Source organism: Streptomyces sp. RK9 (assembly GCF_045070545.1).
Lineage (GTDB): Bacteria > Actinomycetota > Actinomycetes > Streptomycetales > Streptomycetaceae > Streptomyces > Streptomyces alboflavus.
The window spans coordinates 2,507,269-2,523,052 of record NZ_CP173704.1 but is presented as its reverse complement, the minus strand read 5'-3'; the positions used below and the strand labels follow the sequence as shown (position 1 = coordinate 2,523,052).

13 protein-coding genes and 2 tRNA genes are annotated in these 15,784 nt (G+C 70.6%); 6 read left to right on the top strand and 9 right to left on the bottom strand.

All coding sequences use genetic code 11. The features are described 5' to 3' along the window. Nucleotides 1-103 precede the first annotated feature (103 nt). Together AB6L24_RS31465 and AB6L24_RS31460 are read left to right on the top strand one after the other, a co-directional pair. Nucleotides 104-958, top strand: coding sequence for an inositol monophosphatase family protein (locus AB6L24_RS31465; protein ID WP_405660904.1), 855 nt, complete (start codon nt 104-106; stop codon nt 956-958). Nucleotides 959-1,204: 246 nt separating this feature from the next. Continuing rightward, the gene (locus AB6L24_RS31460; protein ID WP_405660902.1) at nt 1,205-1,603 is read left to right on the top strand and encodes a cyclic nucleotide-binding/CBS domain-containing protein; all 399 of its coding nucleotides are present in this window, start codon (nt 1,205-1,207) and stop codon (nt 1,601-1,603) included. Between the two features lie 89 nt (nt 1,604-1,692). On the opposite strand, the gene AB6L24_RS31455 is transcribed toward AB6L24_RS31460, so the two are convergent. Beyond that, nucleotides 1,693-3,144 (bottom strand): catalase, encoded by a 1,452-nt coding sequence (locus AB6L24_RS31455; RefSeq protein ID WP_405660900.1) that lies wholly within the window; start codon nt 3,142-3,144, stop codon nt 1,693-1,695. Nucleotides 3,145-3,288: 144 nt separating this feature from the next. Between AB6L24_RS31455 and AB6L24_RS31450 the strand changes: the two genes are divergently transcribed. Then, the gene (locus AB6L24_RS31450) at nt 3,289-3,708 is read left to right on the top strand and encodes a Fur family transcriptional regulator (protein ID WP_380848145.1); all 420 of its coding nucleotides are present in this window, start codon (nt 3,289-3,291) and stop codon (nt 3,706-3,708) included. A gap of 129 nt (nt 3,709-3,837) precedes the next feature. On the opposite strand, the gene AB6L24_RS31445 is transcribed toward AB6L24_RS31450, so the two are convergent. The 4 genes from AB6L24_RS31445 to AB6L24_RS31430 form a co-directional block, all read right to left on the bottom strand. After that, nucleotides 3,838-3,911, bottom strand: a tRNA-Met gene (locus tag AB6L24_RS31445). Nucleotides 3,912-3,966: 55 nt separating this feature from the next. Continuing rightward, the gene (locus tag AB6L24_RS31440; protein WP_405660896.1) at nt 3,967-5,916 is read right to left on the bottom strand and encodes a tetratricopeptide repeat protein; all 1,950 of its coding nucleotides are present in this window, start codon (nt 5,914-5,916) and stop codon (nt 3,967-3,969) included. 343 nt (nt 5,917-6,259) lie between these two features. Continuing rightward, nucleotides 6,260-6,333, bottom strand: a tRNA-Met gene (locus tag AB6L24_RS31435). A gap of 78 nt (nt 6,334-6,411) precedes the next feature. Further along, nucleotides 6,412-9,387, bottom strand: a complete 2,976-nt coding sequence (locus AB6L24_RS31430; RefSeq protein ID WP_405663469.1) for a UPF0182 family protein — start codon at nt 9,385-9,387, stop codon at nt 6,412-6,414. A gap of 145 nt (nt 9,388-9,532) precedes the next feature. On the opposite strand from AB6L24_RS31430, the gene AB6L24_RS31425 reads away from it, so the two are divergent. Beyond that, nucleotides 9,533-10,090 (top strand): PPA1309 family protein, encoded by a 558-nt coding sequence (locus tag AB6L24_RS31425; protein WP_030359834.1) that lies wholly within the window; start codon nt 9,533-9,535, stop codon nt 10,088-10,090. Nucleotides 10,091-10,208: 118 nt separating this feature from the next. Here the strand turns inward: AB6L24_RS31425 and AB6L24_RS31420 are convergent, their stop codons facing one another. The 4 genes from AB6L24_RS31420 to AB6L24_RS31405 form a co-directional block, all read right to left on the bottom strand. Continuing rightward, complete coding sequence (locus AB6L24_RS31420; RefSeq protein WP_405660893.1) at nt 10,209-11,303, bottom strand: PDZ domain-containing protein; 1,095 nt, start codon at nt 11,301-11,303, stop codon at nt 10,209-10,211. A gap of 110 nt (nt 11,304-11,413) precedes the next feature. After that, a complete protein-coding gene (locus AB6L24_RS31415) occupies nt 11,414-11,578 on the bottom strand; it encodes a hypothetical protein (RefSeq protein WP_405660891.1) in 165 nt (54 codons plus the stop codon). Between the two features lie 129 nt (nt 11,579-11,707). After that, complete coding sequence (locus tag AB6L24_RS31410) at nt 11,708-12,169, bottom strand: molybdenum cofactor biosynthesis protein MoaE (protein WP_405660888.1); 462 nt, start codon at nt 12,167-12,169, stop codon at nt 11,708-11,710. A gap of 129 nt (nt 12,170-12,298) precedes the next feature. Continuing rightward, nucleotides 12,299-13,522 carry an SDR family oxidoreductase gene (locus AB6L24_RS31405; protein ID WP_405660885.1) on the bottom strand — a complete coding sequence of 408 codons (1,224 nt, stop codon included), beginning with the start codon at nt 13,520-13,522 and terminating at the stop codon, nt 12,299-12,301. A 193-nt stretch (nt 13,523-13,715) separates the two neighbouring features. Between AB6L24_RS31405 and AB6L24_RS31400 the strand changes: the two genes are divergently transcribed. Together AB6L24_RS31400 and AB6L24_RS31395 are read left to right on the top strand one after the other, a co-directional pair. Continuing rightward, nucleotides 13,716-15,188, top strand: a complete 1,473-nt coding sequence (locus AB6L24_RS31400; RefSeq protein ID WP_405660882.1) for a zinc-dependent metalloprotease — start codon at nt 13,716-13,718, stop codon at nt 15,186-15,188. Then, the gene (locus AB6L24_RS31395; protein WP_405660879.1) at nt 15,185-15,721 is read left to right on the top strand and encodes an NUDIX hydrolase; all 537 of its coding nucleotides are present in this window, start codon (nt 15,185-15,187) and stop codon (nt 15,719-15,721) included. Before AB6L24_RS31400 ends, AB6L24_RS31395 begins: the two co-directional genes overlap by 4 nt. Nucleotides 15,722-15,784: the final 63 nt, after the last annotated feature.

Sequence of the window (15,784 nt, the reverse complement as noted above, 5' to 3'; positions counted from 1 at the left end):
GTTCGCCAGAGTTGACGCGCCCGCGGGCACTGTCAAGGGTTCCTGCGGGCACCGCCCGATACGCGCTGTGGCCCGTGCGAAACGAGATCGATACTGTTCACCCATGCCCGACTACCACGATGATCTGCGCCTCGCCCACGTCCTCGCGGACGCCGCCGACGCCGCGACCATGGACCGGTTCAAGGCCCTCGACCTCAAGGTCGAGACCAAGCCGGACATGACGCCGGTCAGCGAGGCCGACAAGGCCGCCGAGGAGCTGATCCGCGGCCAGCTCCAGCGGGCCCGGCCGCGGGACGCGATCCTCGGCGAGGAGTACGGCATCGAGGGCACGGGCCCCCGCCGCTGGGTCATCGACCCGATCGACGGCACCAAGAACTACGTACGCGGCGTACCCGTCTGGGCCACGCTCATCTCCCTCATGGAGGCGGGCCCGATTGATCCTGCGCCGCAAAGCGGCTCGTTTGAGGGTGGTGGTGGGAGACGGGAGGGCGGTTATCAGCCGGTCGTCGGCGTCGTCTCCGCGCCCGCGCTCGGCCGCCGCTGGTGGGCGGCGAAGGGCGGCGGCGCGTACACGGGCCGCAGCCTGACGTCCGCGACGCGGCTGCGGGTCTCCCAGGTCTCGCGGCTCCAGGACGCCTCGCTCGCGTACTCCTCGCTGAGCGGCTGGGAGGACCAGGGGCGCCTCGACGGCTTCCTCGACCTCACCCGGGCCTGCTGGCGCACCCGTGGCTACGGGGACTTCTGGCCGTACATGATGGTCGCCGAGGGCTCCGTCGACCTGTGCGCCGAGCCGGAGCTGTCGCTCTGGGACATGGCGGCGAACGCGATCGTGGTGACCGAGGCGGGCGGCCGCTTCACCGGCCTCGACGGCACCCCGGGACCGCACAGCGGCAACGCGGCGGCGTCGAACGGCCTGCTCCACGACGAGCTGCTCGGCTACCTCAACCAGCGCTACTGACCCGGGCCACCGCCGCCGGCGTACGGCGAACGCCTGCGCTCCGGCGCTCGTGACGTCCGGTGAACTGACCCCGTACGCCCTCTTGTTGCCGCCCCGCGCGCCTGCGACTCTGAGAGTTCCCCCACTTGTGAACTTGTGAACCCGTTCTCCAAGTCGATGACGGGGAGGCCTGCCTCCGCCCTGAAGCGGAGGCAATCCTTCGGCATCGCGCGGACCACGGGTTCACCAAGGAGGTGGCTCCAGCCCATGCTCGTCCGCGACGCCATGAGCACGATGGTCCTCACCATCGGCCCCGCCCACACCCTTCGGCAGGCCGCCCGGCTGATGTCGGCCCGCCGCGTCGGCGCGGCCGTCGTCCTCGACCCCGACACCTACGGCCTCGGCATCCTGACCGAGCGCGACGTCCTGATCTCCCTCGGCCTCGGCCAGGACCCGAACGTCGAGACCGCGGGCACGCACACGACGACGGACGTCGTCTTCGCCGCGCCGACCTGGACCCTGGAGGACGCCGCCGACGCGATGTCGCACGGCGGGTTCCGGCACCTCATCGTGCTCGACGGCGACGAGCCGGTGGGCATCGTCTCCGTCCGCGACATCATCCGCTGCTGGGCGCCGATACGGCGGCGGGCGGCGACGCCGGCCTGAACACAGGCCTGAGCACGGGCCTGAGCACGCCCGACGGGCCGGACTCCCTGGGGGATCCGGCCCGTCGCCTACGGCAGGAACGCTGCTGGTCAGCCGCGGAGGGCCTGGACCGCGGCCTCCAGGCGCTTGCCGAAGTCACCGTCCGCCTGGCGGAAGTTGTCGATGGCGCGCTCCGCGATGTCGTCGCGGGAGACACCCGCGATGTTGCCCGCGAGGTTCTCGATCAGGCGCGCCTTCTCGTCCTCCGACATCAGTCGGTAGAGGTTGCCCGCCTGCACGAAGTCGTCGTCCTCGGCGTGGCTCGGGGTCTCGTGGTTGCCGGTGCCCCCGCTGACGGGCGTGGCCGCCCACAGCGCGCGGTCCGTCTGGAAGGGACCGCCGAAGCTGTTCGGCTCGTAGTTCTTCGCGCCCTTGTGGCGGCCGTCGTACAGGAAGCCGTCCCGGCTGTTCGTGCGCGCCTCGGTGGCGTGCGGGCGGTTCACCGGGAGGTGGTCGGCGTTGATGCCGACGCGGTACCGATGGGCATCGCCGTACGCGAACAGGCGGCCCTGGAGCATCTTGTCCGGCGACGGGCCGATGCCCGGCACGAAGTGGGCGGGGCTGAAGATGGCCTGCTCGACCTCCGCGAAGACGTTCTCCGGGTTGCGGTTGAGCTCCAGCTTGCCGATCTCGATCGGCGGGTAGTCCGCGTGCGGCCAGACCTTGGTGAGGTCGAAGGGGTTGAAGCGGTACTTCGCCGCGTCGGCCGCCGGCATGATCTGCACCTGCACGGTCCAGGACGGGAACTCGCCGCGCTCGATGGACTCGCGCAGGTCGCGCTGGTGGGAGTCGGGGTCCTTGCCCGCGAGGACCTCGGCGTCCGCGGCGGTCAGGTTCTTGATCCCCTGGTCCGTCTTGAAGTGGTACTTGACCCAGAAGACCTCGCCCGCCTCGTTGCTCCACTGGAACGTGTGCGAGCCGAAGCCGTCCATGTGCCGGTACGACGCCGGGATGCCGCGGTCGCCGAACAGCCAGGTCACCTGGTGCGTGGACTCCGGGCTCAGGCCCCAGAAGTCCCAGACGTTGTCGGCCTCCTGCGAGCCCGTGTACGGGTCGCGCTTCTGGGTGTGGATGAAGTCAGGGAACTTGATGGCGTCCCTGATGAAGAAGATCGGGGTGTTGTTGCCGACGAGGTCGTAGTTCCCCTCCTCGGTGTAGAACTTCAGCGAGAAGCCGCGCGGGTCGCGCACCGCGTCGGCCGCGCCCAGGTTGCCGGCCACCGTGGAGAAGCGGAGGAAGGTCTCCGTCTCCTTGCCGACCTCGGAGAGGAACGCGGCGCGCGTGTACTTCGTGACGTCCGCGGTCACCGTGAACGTGCCGTAGGCGCCCGCGCCCCGGGCGTGCACGACGCGCTCCGGGATGCGCTCGCGGTTGAAGTGCGCCAGCTTCTCCAGCAGCAGCTGGTCCTGCACCAGGACCGGTCCGCCGACGCCCGCGGTCTCGCTGTTCTGGTTGTCCGCGACCGGTGCGCCTGCCTCGGTCGTGAGGGGTCCCTGCGTCACGTGCGCCTCCTGCGTCATTTGGTGCAAGTCCTGTCCCTTGGCTTATGCCGAACTCGATCCTACGATAGACAATGTCTAAGTCAAGTAAGCTTCCAAAGTCACACCCGTTCGGGACCTGGTCCCCTTGCCTGTTAGGCTGGCTGCATGAGTGACCTGTTGGAACGACTGCGCGGACGCGGCTGGCGGATGACCGCGCAGCGGCGTGTCGTGGCCGAGGTCCTCGACGGAGAGCACGTGCATCTGACGGCGGACGAGGTCCACGCCCGCGCCGTCGACAAGCTGCCGGAGATCTCCCGGGCGACCGTCTACAACACCCTGGGCGAGCTGGTCTCGCTCGGCGAGGTCCTCGAGGTCTCGACGGACCGCAGAGCCAAGCGGTACGACCCGAACGCGCACCGCCCCCACCAGCACCTGGTGTGCGCCCGCTGCGGCGCCATCCGCGATGTGCACCCGACGGGGAACCCGCTGTCGGCGCTCCCCGACTCGGAGCGCTTCGGCTTCACGATCTCGGACGTGGAGGTCACGTATCGGGGCGTGTGCCCGAACTGCGTGGCGGCCGCGTAGGACCCGCTACTTCTCGTACGAAGGCCCGGCACCGTGGGGTGCCGGGCCTTCGCCGTTCTTCGCGCACGGGTGGGGCCGCACATGCCGAAGGCCCGGAATCGATGAACGATTCCGGGCCTTCGGTTTCAGTAGCGGGGACAGGATTTGAACCTGCGACCTCTGGGTTATGAGCCCAGCGAGCTACCGAGCTGCTCCACCCCGCGTCGGTGAACCCAACAGTACGCCAGGCCCACGACCAGCGCAAATCGCTTTCTGAAGCTACGCGGTCAGCTCCTGCCGCAGCGCCTCGCGCAACCGCGCGGCCCGCTCGGCGACCTCCGCGGGCCCGAGCTCCACGGCCCGCGAGGCCCACCGCTGCCCCTCGGTGAGCTGCCCCCGCCGCGCGTACAGCAGGGCGAGCCGCAGCGCCGCCCGTCCGTGCCCCGCGTCGGCGGCCCGGGTCCACCACAGCGCGGCCTCCGGCTCACTGCCCTCCCTGGCGAGCAGCAGCCCGAGGTTGAACGCCCCGTTCCGGCTCCCGGCCTCCGCGGCGAGCCGGTACCAGCGCGCGGCCTCGACCACGTCGCCCCGGCCCGCGGCGAGCATCCCGACCCGCACCTGGGCCCGCCGGTGCCCCTGCTCGGCCGCGCGCTCGTACCACTCCTCGCACTCGGTCTTCTGCGCGGCGGGCTCCCCGAGCGCGGGCGGCCCCGCGGGCGGCCGCCGCGCGTCGAGCACGGTGCCGAGCCGGTAGGCCGCCTCCGCGCTGCCGCCGCCCGCCGCGCACCGCAGGTGTCGCTCGGCGTCCCGCTCGTCGCCGTCGCGCAGCCGCGCCGTGCCGACCTGGAGGGCGGCCTCGGTGTGCCCGGCCGCGGCGGCCCGCTCGTACCACTTGAGGGCCGCCACGTCGTCACCCCGACTCGCGTACAGAATCCCGAGGTTGAACGCCGCGTCCACGCTGCCCGCCTCCGCGGCCTTGGAGAACCACGGCTCCGCGCCGGCCGCGTCGCCGCCCTGGAGCAGCAGCACGGCGAGCGCGTTGGCGGCCTCGCGGTGCCCTGCGTAGGCGGCGCGGCGGTACCACTGGTCGGCCTGCGCGGTGCGCTTCTGCTCGGCGCAGAGCAGGCCGAGGTTGTACGCGCCGTTGTTGTCGCCCGCGTCCATGGCCGCGCGGTACCAGCGCTCGGCGGTCTGGGTCTCGCCGCGCTCGGCGTGCAGCGCGCCCAGGGCGTTGGCGGCGTTCCCGTCGCCGTCCTGGGCGGCCCTGAGCCACCACACGGCGGCGTTCTCCTCGTCGCCCGCGTCACGCAGCAGGAAGCCGAGCGCGCAGGCGGCGCGCGCCTCGCCGTCCTTGGCGGACGTCAGGTACCAGCGCCCGGCCTCCTTGAGGTCGCCGCGCCGCTCCAGGATCGCGCCCAGGTGCAGGGCGGCCCTGCGGTGTCCGCGCGCGGCCGCCTGGCGGTACCACTGCTCGGCCTCGTCGGTGAGCGAGAGGCCGCGGTCGCCGCGCCGGGCCTCGGCGCCGCCCGCGCGGACACCGTCCTTGCGTCCGTTGTCAGAGCGCGCGTCACCGGAGCGCGCGCCACCAGCAGGGCGCATGGTGCCGATGCGCGCCCCCATGTCGGGGTGTACGAGACCGGGCTTCGCACCGTCGGTCCGCGCGCCCGCGCCGGGGCGCACGGGCTGACCCGGCTGGCCGGACAGCGCAGACAGCGCGGGGCGCAGACCGGTCCCGGTCCGGACTCCGGACTCCCCGGGCGCCTCCCGCTCCGCGCGCTTGTCGAGGACCCGCGCCAGGCGGTACGCCGCCTCGCGATGGCCGCGCTCGGCCGCCGTGCGCATCCAGCGCTCGGCGCCCACGTCACCGCGGTGCTCCAGGAGGTCGGCGAGGGCGTACGCCCCCAGCGTGTGGCCCTGCTCGGCGGACTGCCGGAGCCAGTACTCGGCGGCGGGCTCGTCGCCGCGCTCGCGGTGGTGCCTGCCGAGCGCGTGCGCCGCGGCGGCGGAACCGGCGACGGCGGCGATGCGCCACCACCCTGCCGCTTCGTCGACATATCCACGCTGGTGCAGAAGGACGCCGAGGTTGTTGGCCGCGGCACGGTCACCGGCCGCGGTCGCGGCCCGCAGCAAGGATTCGGCACCGTCGAGATCACCGCGGCGCAGCAGCAGGCTGCCGAGAACGCTCATCGCGTCCACGTCTCCGGCCTCAGCCGCGATCCGGTGCCGCATCTCCTCAGCGGCCGACCCGGGATCCTCCCGTTCGGCCGGCTGCGCAAACCGCCCACTCTCCAACAGAGTTGCCTTGTCCCCCATAACGTCCATCGTCGCACCACCTGCAACCTGGGTACACCTGGTATACCGCAGCCAGTGAGGTCACTTCAGCGTTTTGTCGACATGCCCACAGAGAGATAAGTGAAACACAGCTTTGCCCAACTCCCCCCGCCCGGACCACTCTTCGCACGAACCCCACACCGATGGCATGGGCCACCGGTATAGGCCCTGCTCACGCCCGGACCGCACCGGCACATGACGAAGGCCCGGATCCTCTAGAGGATCCGGGCCTTCGCTTGAGTAGCGGGGACAGGATTTGAACCTGCGACCTCTGGGTTATGAGCCCAGCGAGCTACCGAGCTGCTCCACCCCGCGCCGTTGTGTTGCAACCGTACCACGGCGCGAGGTGGTGCCCGTGCGCTGCCCGCGCGCTACGGGCGGGCAGCGCGGCGACTAGCCGCTGTCCCCGCCGCCCTTGTCCGGCTCCTTGTCCGGATCCTTGGCCGGCTCCTTGTCAGAGCCGTCCGACCCCTTGCCGTCACCACTGCCCGACGGCTTGGTCTGGGCGTCCTCGGCCCGCTGCAAGGCGTCCTGCAGCTTCTGCTGCGCCTTGCCGTAGGCCTCCCAGTCGTCGTTCTTGAGGGCCTCCTTGCCTTCGTCGATCGCCTTCTGGGCGTCGTCGATGGCCTTCTGGAGACTGGGGTTCCCCGTCGTCGGCGGCTTCTCCTTGTCGGGCTTGCCCGGCTCGTCGCCCTTGTCCGGTGGCTCGGTGGGCGTCTTGGCATCCGTACCGAAGACCACGTTGAGCGCCTTGTCCAAGGTGTCCTCGAAGGCGATCTTGTTGCCGTAGGTGACGAGGACCTTCTTCAGGAGCGGATACTTCAGCCCGCCGCCCTTGACGTAGACGGGCTCCACATAGAGCAGGCCTCCGTCCAACGGCACGGTGAGCAGATTTCCGTAGTCGACTTCGGAGTCGCCGCCCTTGAGAAGTCTGATCTGTTCCGCGATCGCTTCGTTGGAGTTGAACTTGCTCTGGACCTGTTTGGGTCCGTCGACCGTCGTGCTCGACGGCATCTTCAGGATTCTGATCTTGCCGTAGTCATCGGTCCCCGGCTCGGCGTTGACCGACATGAAGGCACTCAGGTTGTCCCGGCCGTTGGGATTGAAGGACGTCGTCAGCGAGAAGTCCTGCTGCTTCTGGCCGGGCATCTTCATGCTCAGGTAGTACGGCGGGACGGCGCTCGACGTCTGGTTCGTCGGGTCGTCCGGGACCTGCCACACCTCGCTGCCGCTCAGGAACGTCTCGGCGTCCTTCACGTGGTAGCGGGTGAGCAGTTCGCGCTGCACCTTGAACAGGTCCTGCGGATAGCGCAGGTGGTCCATCAGGGCCGGGGAGATCTCGCTCTTGTCCTTGACGGTGTCCGGGAACGCCTTGCGCCACGTCTTGAGGACGGGGTCCTTGGTGTCCCACTCGTAGAGCTTGACCTCGCCGGTGTAGGCGTCGACGGTCGCCTTCACCGAGTTGCGGATGTAGTTGACCTGGTTCTGCTGGGCCACCACCGCGCGCTGGTTGTTCTGCGCGGTCAGCGAGTCGGCCGTGGTGTCGCCGAGCGTGGTCCGCGACGCGTACGGATAGCCGTTCGTCGTGGTGTACGCGTCGACGATCCACTGGATCTTCTTGCCGACGACCGCGGGATAGGCGTCGCCGTCGATGGTCAGCCACGGGGCGACGGCCTCGACGCGCTCCTTCGGCGTGCGGTTGTACAGGATCCGCGAGCCCTCGCCGATCGCTCCGGAGTACAGCATCTGCGGTTCGCCGAACGACACCGCGTACGCCGCCCTGTTGAGCGGGTTGGAGAGGTTGACGCCGCTCTTGCCCTTGTAGCTGGTCGTCTTCTCGCCGTCGTCGTCCGAGTAGTCGATCTCCTTCTGGGGACCGCCGACGATCGAGTACTGCGTGGTCTTCTCGCCGTAGTAGATCCGCTGCTCGTACTTCCCGAGGCTGCCCTTGGACGGCAGATCGGACTCGGTGAACTTCGGCCTGCCCTGCTCGTCGGCCTCGGTGCCCTTGGCGGCGACCACTCCGTACCCGTGGGTGTAGCGGAAGTGGTCGTTGATCCAGTTGTTCTTCGGGATGCCGTCCAGGTTCAGCTCGCGCAGACCGATGACGGTGTCCTGCTCCTTGCCGTCCTTCGACTTGTACCGGTCGACGTCCAGGTTCGACGGGAAGCCGTAGTAGTTCTTCATCTGCTGGAGCTGCTGGAACGTCGGCGAGACGATGTTCGGGTCGAGCAGGCGCAGGCTCGCCGCGCCCGCCACGTCGTCGCGCAGCTTCGTCTTGTCGGTGGTCCGGCTGACGCCGGGGTACTCCGTGACGTCGGTGCCGCCGATGCCGTACGCCTTGCGGGTCGCCTCGAGGTTCTTCTCGACGTACGGCGACTCCTTGGCCTGCTCGTTCGGCTGGACCTGGAACTTCTGCACGATGGCCGGGTAGAGCCCGCCGATGAGGATCGCGGAGAGCACCATCAGGCCGAAGCCGATGACCGGCAGCTGCCAGGTGCGCCGCCACAGCGTCGCGAAGAACAGCAGCGCGCAGATGACGGCGATGCAGAACAGGATGGTCTTCGCCGGGAGGTAGGCGTTCGCGTCGACGTAGCGCAGGCCCGTCCAGTTGCCCGTGGCCTTGAAGTCACTGGACTTCACCGCGAGGCCGTACCGGTCGAGCCAGTAGGCGACCGCCTTGAGGGCCACGAAGATGCCGATGAGCACCGAGAGGTGACCGGTGGCCGCGGCCGTGGCCCGCCCGCCGGGGCTGGTGATGCGCAGCCCGCCGTACAGGTAGTGCGTCAGCGCGGCGGCGATCACCGCGAGCACCACGGCCGCGAAGCCGAAGCCCAGCAGGAAGCGGTACCAGGGCAGGTCGAAGGCGTAGAAGGACACGTCCAGGTGGAACTGGGGGTCCTTCTGGTGGAACGGGACGCCGTTGACCCACATCAGCCAGGTGCGCCACTGGCCGGCGGCGGACGCGCCCGCGATCAGGCCGACGAGGGCCGTGATGCCGATCAGCAGCCACTTCTTGTAGGGCGCGATCGCCATTCGGTACCGGTCGAGGCTCTGCTGCTCCATCGACATGGCGCTCAGCGGCGGGCGCAGCCGGTGCGCCAGCCAGATGTTCACGCCGACCGCGGCCGCCATGATGAGGCCGAAGACGAAGAACAGACCGATCTTGGTCCACAGGGTCGTGGTGAAGACGGATGAGTAGCCTACGGAGCGGTACCAGAGCCAGTCCGTCCAGAATCCCGCGAACATGACGAACGCCATGGCCAGGACGGCCAGGACGCCGAGCGTCATGAGCAGGGTCCGGACACGACGGGACGGTCGGCCCACTCTGATCCGTGGCCCCGTCGGGCCTCCGCCGCGGTCCGGCATCTGGAAAGCCAAGGTGCGCACCTCGAAGTTCGCTGTAGCTGTGGCTGGCTGAAACGGGCCCCGCGATCGTAGAGCCCACTCATGCAACTTACCGATGCTTTACTCAGTTCCCGTTCCCGGGTCCGAACGAGGCAGGATATTGGGTATGCCCAACGTTTCCCCCTCCGGCCCACCGATGGCCGCGAGTCCCCTCACCCGCGCAGTGCTCGAAATCGACGACTATGTCGCCGGACTCGGCTGGGATCAGCCCGCACGGCTCTTCGCGCTCGTCGACACCGCCCGGCTCCGTGTGCAGGAGCCCACCCTGGCGGACCGCCTCGGCCTCGCCGACGCCGCGGCCGCGGCGCCCCTGACCCCCATCGAGCAGGAGGAGCTGCCCGCGGGCTCCCCGCTCGACGAGTTCCTCGGCACCATCGCCTGGCCCGACTCGGTCGCCGGCTGCGCCCTGAGCGTGGAGCGCCTGATGCTCCCGCCGTCCGCGGAGGCGTCCGTCCCCGAGGGCATGAGCGAGAAGCAGCTCGCGAAGTGGGTGGCCAAGCACCCCGAGCGCCAGGAGGTCCGCATGACCGTCGCGGTGCTGCGTGACGGCGCCCGCGAGTCGGCGCTGCGGCTGCGCGAGAAGGACGCGGCGACGGACGTCCTCACCGGCTCGGACCTGGTTCCGGGGCTCGCTGAGGCGCTGGCGGCGACATTCGCGGAGTAGGCGGAGCAGGCGGAGCAGGCAGAGCAGCTTCCTGATCCGTCGCGGAGCGGCTCGCCGACGCTGCTCGCGCGTTACATGGCCGGGGCCGGCGTCCGCCGCCCCGGCCACTGCCGTCGGATCAGCCCTTGGTGGTGCACTTCGGCAGGTCGGCGGTGTCGCCCTCGCTGATGGCCTTGAGCGACTCCACGGCGTCCTTGATGGTGTTCACCTTGACCAGCGTGAGCCCGTCGGGGACGTCGCTCGCTGCGGACGCGCAGTTGTCCTTCGGCGTCAGGAAGTACTCGGCGCCCTTGTCGCGCGCGCCGACGGTCTTCATCTCGATGCCGCCGATCGGTCCGACCTTGCCGTTGTCCTCGATGGTGCCGGTGCCCGCGACGAACTTGCCGCCGGTGAGGTCGCCCGGCGTCAGCTTGTCGACGATGCCGAGGGCGAACATCAGCCCGGCGCTCGGCCCGCCCACGTCGGCGAGCTTGATGTCGATGGTGAACGGGTACGTGTGGTCGGTCCCGGCCTTGATGCCGACCATCGCGACCTTGGGGTCGTCCTCCGCCTTCGTCGTGGTGATCTTCACCTGCTCGGTCGCGGCCGGCCGCTTGTCGGCCTTCTCCGCGGCGGCCGCCTCCTTGACCGGGACGATGCCGAACACGACCCGCTCGCCGGGCTTGTGCTTCCTGACGAGCTTGGCGACGTCCGTGAACTGCTTCACGGGCTCGCCGTCGACGCTCCTGATGACGTCACCGGCGTGCAGCCTGCCCTCGGCCGGGCTGTCCTTGTAGACGGTGGAGACGACGACCTGGGACTTCACAGGGATCTTCAGTTCCTTCAGGGCGGCGACCTTGGCGCTCTCCTGGGACTGGCTGAACTCCTCCGCGTTCTCCTGCGTCGACTGCTGCTCGGTCTTGCCGTTCGGGTACAGCGTGTCGTGCGGCACGACGATGTTGTCGTGCGCCAGCCAGCCGTACACGGCCTCCGGGAGGTTCATCTTGTAGTCGGCGCTGGTCACCCTGACCGTCGTCATGTTCAGGTGACCGCTCGTCGGGTACGTCTTGCGGCCCGAGATCTGCAGCACCGGCTCGCCGTCGTGGTCCCCCAGGGTGTTCACCGTCGGGCCCGGTGACATCTCCGAGTACGGCACCTTGATGAGCACTCCGGCGCAGAGCAGCGCGATCAGCATCAGGGTGGAGGCGAGCATCGTCGCAGTGCGGCGTGGCATGGAACGACAGTACGGGACGGTCCTGTGGGTGCATCCCTGGGGCGTCCGTACGGGATCGGGCGGGGGCCCGGCAGGGAGCGGGCGGGGGCTCGGCAGGGATCGGGCGGGGATCAGGCAGGGGTGTCGGAGCCCGAGTGGGACTTCTCCATCGCCTCGCGGAAGGCCGCGTAGCCGTTCAGCTCGCTGATGTCACCGGTCCTGCCGCTCTTGCGGTTCCGGTTGGCCCAGCCGGCCCACAGACCGGCACCGACCGCCGCCAGAAGCGGAATCAGCAACCAGGCAAGCGACGCCACGTCGACCTCCCGACCCCATGAGCGACCAAAACTGACTGATCAGCAGATTAACCATCCGCTCCGTCAACGCTCACGGCAGGGGTCTGGTTACGCAACCGGAGCTCTCCTGGGCTACGCCCCGACCCACTCCTCCTGGCCGTCGGAGAACTTCTGGTGCTTCCAGATCGGCACCTCGTGCTTGAGGTCGTCGATCAGCTTGCGGCAGGCCGCGAAGGCCTCGGCCCGATGCGGGCAGGACACCGCGACGACGACCGCGAGGTCGCCCACGGCGAGGTCACCGACCCGGTGCACGGCCGCCAGGGCGCGCACGGGGAAGTCGGCGACGACCTTCTCTGCCACGCGGCGCAGCTCGGCCTCGGCGCTGGGGTGGCTGGAGTACCCCAGCTCGTCCACGTCGGCGCCGCCGTCGTGATCGCGCACCGTCCCGACGAACAGCGCCGTCCCGCCCGCGGAGTCGTCCCCGACGGCCTGGAAGACCTCGTCGAGCGAGAGCGGGATGTCCCGGATCGCCAGCAACCGAATCGGCTCATCACCAGCCCGCTCACCGGGGTGGTCCATCGGATTACGCACCATGCCCCCATCGTGCCCCACACCACTGACATCCAGGAATAGCCGTTTCCCCCGTCCCGGCCACCCCTCGCTTGGACGTCCCTACAGACCGCCGACGCCTCCACCGCTGTGGGCAGTCGTTCCGGCAGAGCGCTAGAGCCGCCGCCGAGCCTTCCGAGCCCGCCGCACCAACGCAGCCGTACCCAACAGAGCCACCGTCGCCCCCGCGGCCCCCGCAGCCGTGGCGTCCTTGCGCCCCAGCCGCCGCCCGGCGACAGTCCGCCGCCCGGCGACCTCCTCAAGCAGCTCCGCGAGCACCTCTTCGTTGGTCCACTGCGGCCGCCACCCGGCATCGTGCAGCCGACTGACGCTGACGACCCACGGGTACATCGTGTAGGCGAGATCCCCCGCCGGGGACGGCGTGAGCCCGATCCGGTGGAGCCGGGCCGCGGCCCCGAGAGCGACCGCGGACGGCAGTTCCATGCGCCGGATCCCGCTCAGCTCCTCGACCTCCTCCTGCTCCAGCCACCCGTCGCACCCGACGGCCAGATCCCCGTCGACCTTCTCCACGACGGCGTACTCAAGCGCGCTGCACAGATCGTCGACGTGACAGAACTGCCAGGCGGGCCGCGACCCGGCCACGACCAGCAGCCGAGGCGACTCGAAGTACCTGGTCAGCGCGGTATCGGTGCCGCCGACGAGGATCGCGGGCCGCACCACGGTGACGTTCAGACCGGGATGCGCGCGCGGCGCGCGGCGGGCGAGCCGCTCGATCTCCAGGAGGTCACCGACGCCCGTGGCCTCCGCGGTCGCCCGCAATTCGGCGTCTTCGGAGAGGGGCAGTTCGTTGTCGGCGAGCGCTCCGTAGACCATCGCCGAGGTGCACAGGACGACCCGGTGGACGCCCGCGGCGGCGGCCGCGGTGAGGACGGTCTGCGTGCCGCGCACGTTGTACGCGGTGCGGGCGGCGGCGTCGGTCTCCAGGTCGAGGTCGAGCGCCAGGTGCACGACGACGTCCACGCCGCGCAGCTTCTCGGCGATGGCCGGGTCCCGGACGTCGAGGATGTGCCACTGCGCCCGCGCGCACTCACCGCGGCGCTCGTCGATGGCCACGACCTGCTTGATCTCCTCGGACGCGGCCAGGCGCTCGGTGAGGAGCGCGCCCACGCCCGTGGCCGCGCCGGTGACGGCGACGACGGGGCCGCGCGAGGAGGACGGGGAGGCGGACGAGGAGGCGGACGGCGAGCCGTCGCGCAGCGGCACCACGGCGGGTGCCGTCTCCCGCGCCGTCTCGGAGTCCGGCCCTCCGCCTGCCTCGGGCGGCGTCGGGTCTTCGGGGTTTCGCGCTGCGCGAACCTGTGGATCTGGGGAACTCACCGGGCGTCTCCAGCGGTTGTCTTCAGTACAGACGCAAACTGACGCGTACGTACCAGGTGGCACCATCCTGCCGCAGCCCCCGGGGCGGCGGAGCACCGAGGCCCGAACCCGCCGCGGTGTCTACGCTGGGTGGTGTTGTCGGGCAGCCGCCGCCGGACCCAAGATCCGGTGGCCTTACGAGCCGAGGAATCCCGTGAGTGACACCCCATTCGGATTCGGCCTTCCGCCGGAGGAGCCGGAGAACGGCGACGAGGGCAAGAAGAAGGACACCCCCGGAGGGGGACAGGGTTCCGGCGGCCCTGCCAACCCGTTCGGCTTCGGGCCGCTGGGAGCGGGCGGCGCGGGGGGTGACAACCCCTTCGCCGCGATGTTCGGATCGATGAATCCGAACGACCTGGGGGCCGCGTTCCAGCAGCTCGGCCAGATGCTCTCGTACGAGGGCGGTCCCGTGAACTGGGACATGGCCAAGGACATCGCCCGCCAGACCGTCTCCCAGGGCACGGCGGACGGCACCAAGGACGCGAGCGTCGGCCCCGCCGAGCGGACCGCCGTCGAGGAGGCCGTGCGCCTGGCCGACCTGTGGCTGGACGACGCGACGTCCCTGCCGTCGGGCGCGGGCAGCGCCGTCGCCTGGAGCCGCGCCGAGTGGGTCGAGGCGACCCTGCCGGCCTGGAAGGAGCTCGTCGACCCGGTCGCCGAGCGGGTCGGCCTCGCCATGGGCGACGTCCTGCCGGACGAGATGCAGGCCATGGCGGGCCCGCTGATCGGCATGATGCGCTCCATGGGCGGCGCCATGTTCGGCCAGCAGATCGGCCAGGCCGTGGGCGTCCTCGCGGGCGAGGTCGTCGGCTCCACGGACATCGGGCTCCCCCTCGGCCCCGCGGGCAAGGCCGCGCTCCTGCCGGTGAACGTGGAGGCGTTCGGCAAGGACCTCGGCGTGCCGATGGACGAGGTGCGCCTGTATCTCGCCCTGCGCGAGGCGGCCCACCAGCGCCTCTTCGCACACGTGCCGTGGCTGCGCTCGCATCTGTTCGGCGCCGTCGAGGGGTACGCGCGCGGGATCAAGGTCGACACCTCCAAGCTGGAGGACGTCGTCGGCCAGTTCGACCCGCAGAACCCGGAGCAGCTGCAGGAGGCGCTCCAGCAGGGCATGTTCCAGCCCGAGGACACGGCCGAGCAGAAGGCCGCCCTCGCCCGCCTGGAGACCGCTCTCGCGCTCGTCGAGGGCTGGGTGGACGCGGTCGTGCACGCGGCGGCCAAGCCCCGGCTGACGTCCGCGGACGCGCTGCGCGAGACGCTGCGCAGGCGCCGGGCCACCGGCGGCCCCGCCGAGCAGACCTTCGCCACCCTGATCGGCCTGGAGCTGCGCCCGCGCCGCCTGCGGGACGCCTCGCGCCTGTGGGCCTCACTCACGGACGCGCGCGGTGTGGACGGCCGTGACGGCCTGTGGGCCCACCCGGACATGCTCCCGACGGCGTCGGACCTGGACGACCCGGACGGCTTCGTGCACCGCGAGCAGCTGGACTTCTCCGAGCTGGACAAGATGCTCGGCGAGGCGGCGAGCGGCGACACGTCCGGCAAGCCGGACCTCAAGAAGGGCGACGCCACGGACGGCGGCCCGGGCGAGGGCGGCTCCGGCGAGGGCAAGGACGACGACGGCAAGTGAGCCTGCACGACGACGCGGTTCTCGTACTGAAGGCATACGAAGACCGGTACGAGGGCCAGGACGAGCTGCGCCAGTACTACCTGGACCACCTGTCCGCGCACCCCGAGGACGGCCTCTGGAAGGCCTGCACGGACGGGCACGTGACCGCGAGCGCCCTGGTCGTGGACCCGGCGCGCGGGCGCGTGCTGCTCACGCTGCACAAGAAGCTGCGGATGTGGCTCCAGATGGGCGGCCACTGCGAGCCGGGCGACACGACGCTGGCCGGAGCCGCGCTGCGGGAGGCGACGGAGGAGTCCGGCATCCCCGCTCTGACGCTCCTGGCGGGCGGCCCGGTGCGCCTGGACCGGCACCCGATCCCCGGCCCGTGCACCCAGCACCTGGACGTGCAGTACGCCGCGCTGGCCCCGGCGGACGCGACCGAGGCGATCAGCGACGAGTCCCTGGACCTGCGCTGGTTCGCGTACGACGAGGTGGCGGACGTGGCGGACGAATCGGTTGTGCGCCTCGTGGAGGCGACCCGGGCGCGCCTCTAGGCGTGCCCCCGAAAGAGGCGCGGGGAACTGCGCGACCGGCCACAACCGGCCCGCAGCTCCCCG

Bases quoted from the DNA above. Each gene is read 5' to 3' on its own strand.
- AB6L24_RS31425 (WP_030359834.1), top strand. From the start codon at position 9,533: ATGCCCAACGTTTCCCCCTCCGGCCCACCGATGGCCGCGAGTCCCCTC.
- AB6L24_RS31460 (WP_405660902.1), top strand. From the start codon at position 1,205: ATGCTCGTCCGCGACGCCATGAGCACGATGGTCCTCACCATCGGCCCC.
- AB6L24_RS31450 (WP_380848145.1), top strand. From the start codon at position 3,289: ATGAGTGACCTGTTGGAACGACTGCGCGGACGCGGCTGGCGGATGACC.
- AB6L24_RS31430 (WP_405663469.1), bottom strand. From the start codon at position 9,387: ATGCCGGACCGCGGCGGAGGCCCGACGGGGCCACGGATCAGAGTGGGC.
- AB6L24_RS31410 (WP_405660888.1), bottom strand. From the start codon at position 12,169: ATGGTGCGTAATCCGATGGACCACCCCGGTGAGCGGGCTGGTGATGAG.
- AB6L24_RS31465 (WP_405660904.1), top strand. From the start codon at position 104: ATGCCCGACTACCACGATGATCTGCGCCTCGCCCACGTCCTCGCGGAC.
- AB6L24_RS31420 (WP_405660893.1), bottom strand. From the start codon at position 11,303: ATGCCACGCCGCACTGCGACGATGCTCGCCTCCACCCTGATGCTGATC.
- AB6L24_RS31440 (WP_405660896.1), bottom strand. From the start codon at position 5,916: ATGCGGCACCGGATCGCGGCTGAGGCCGGAGACGTGGACGCGATGAGC.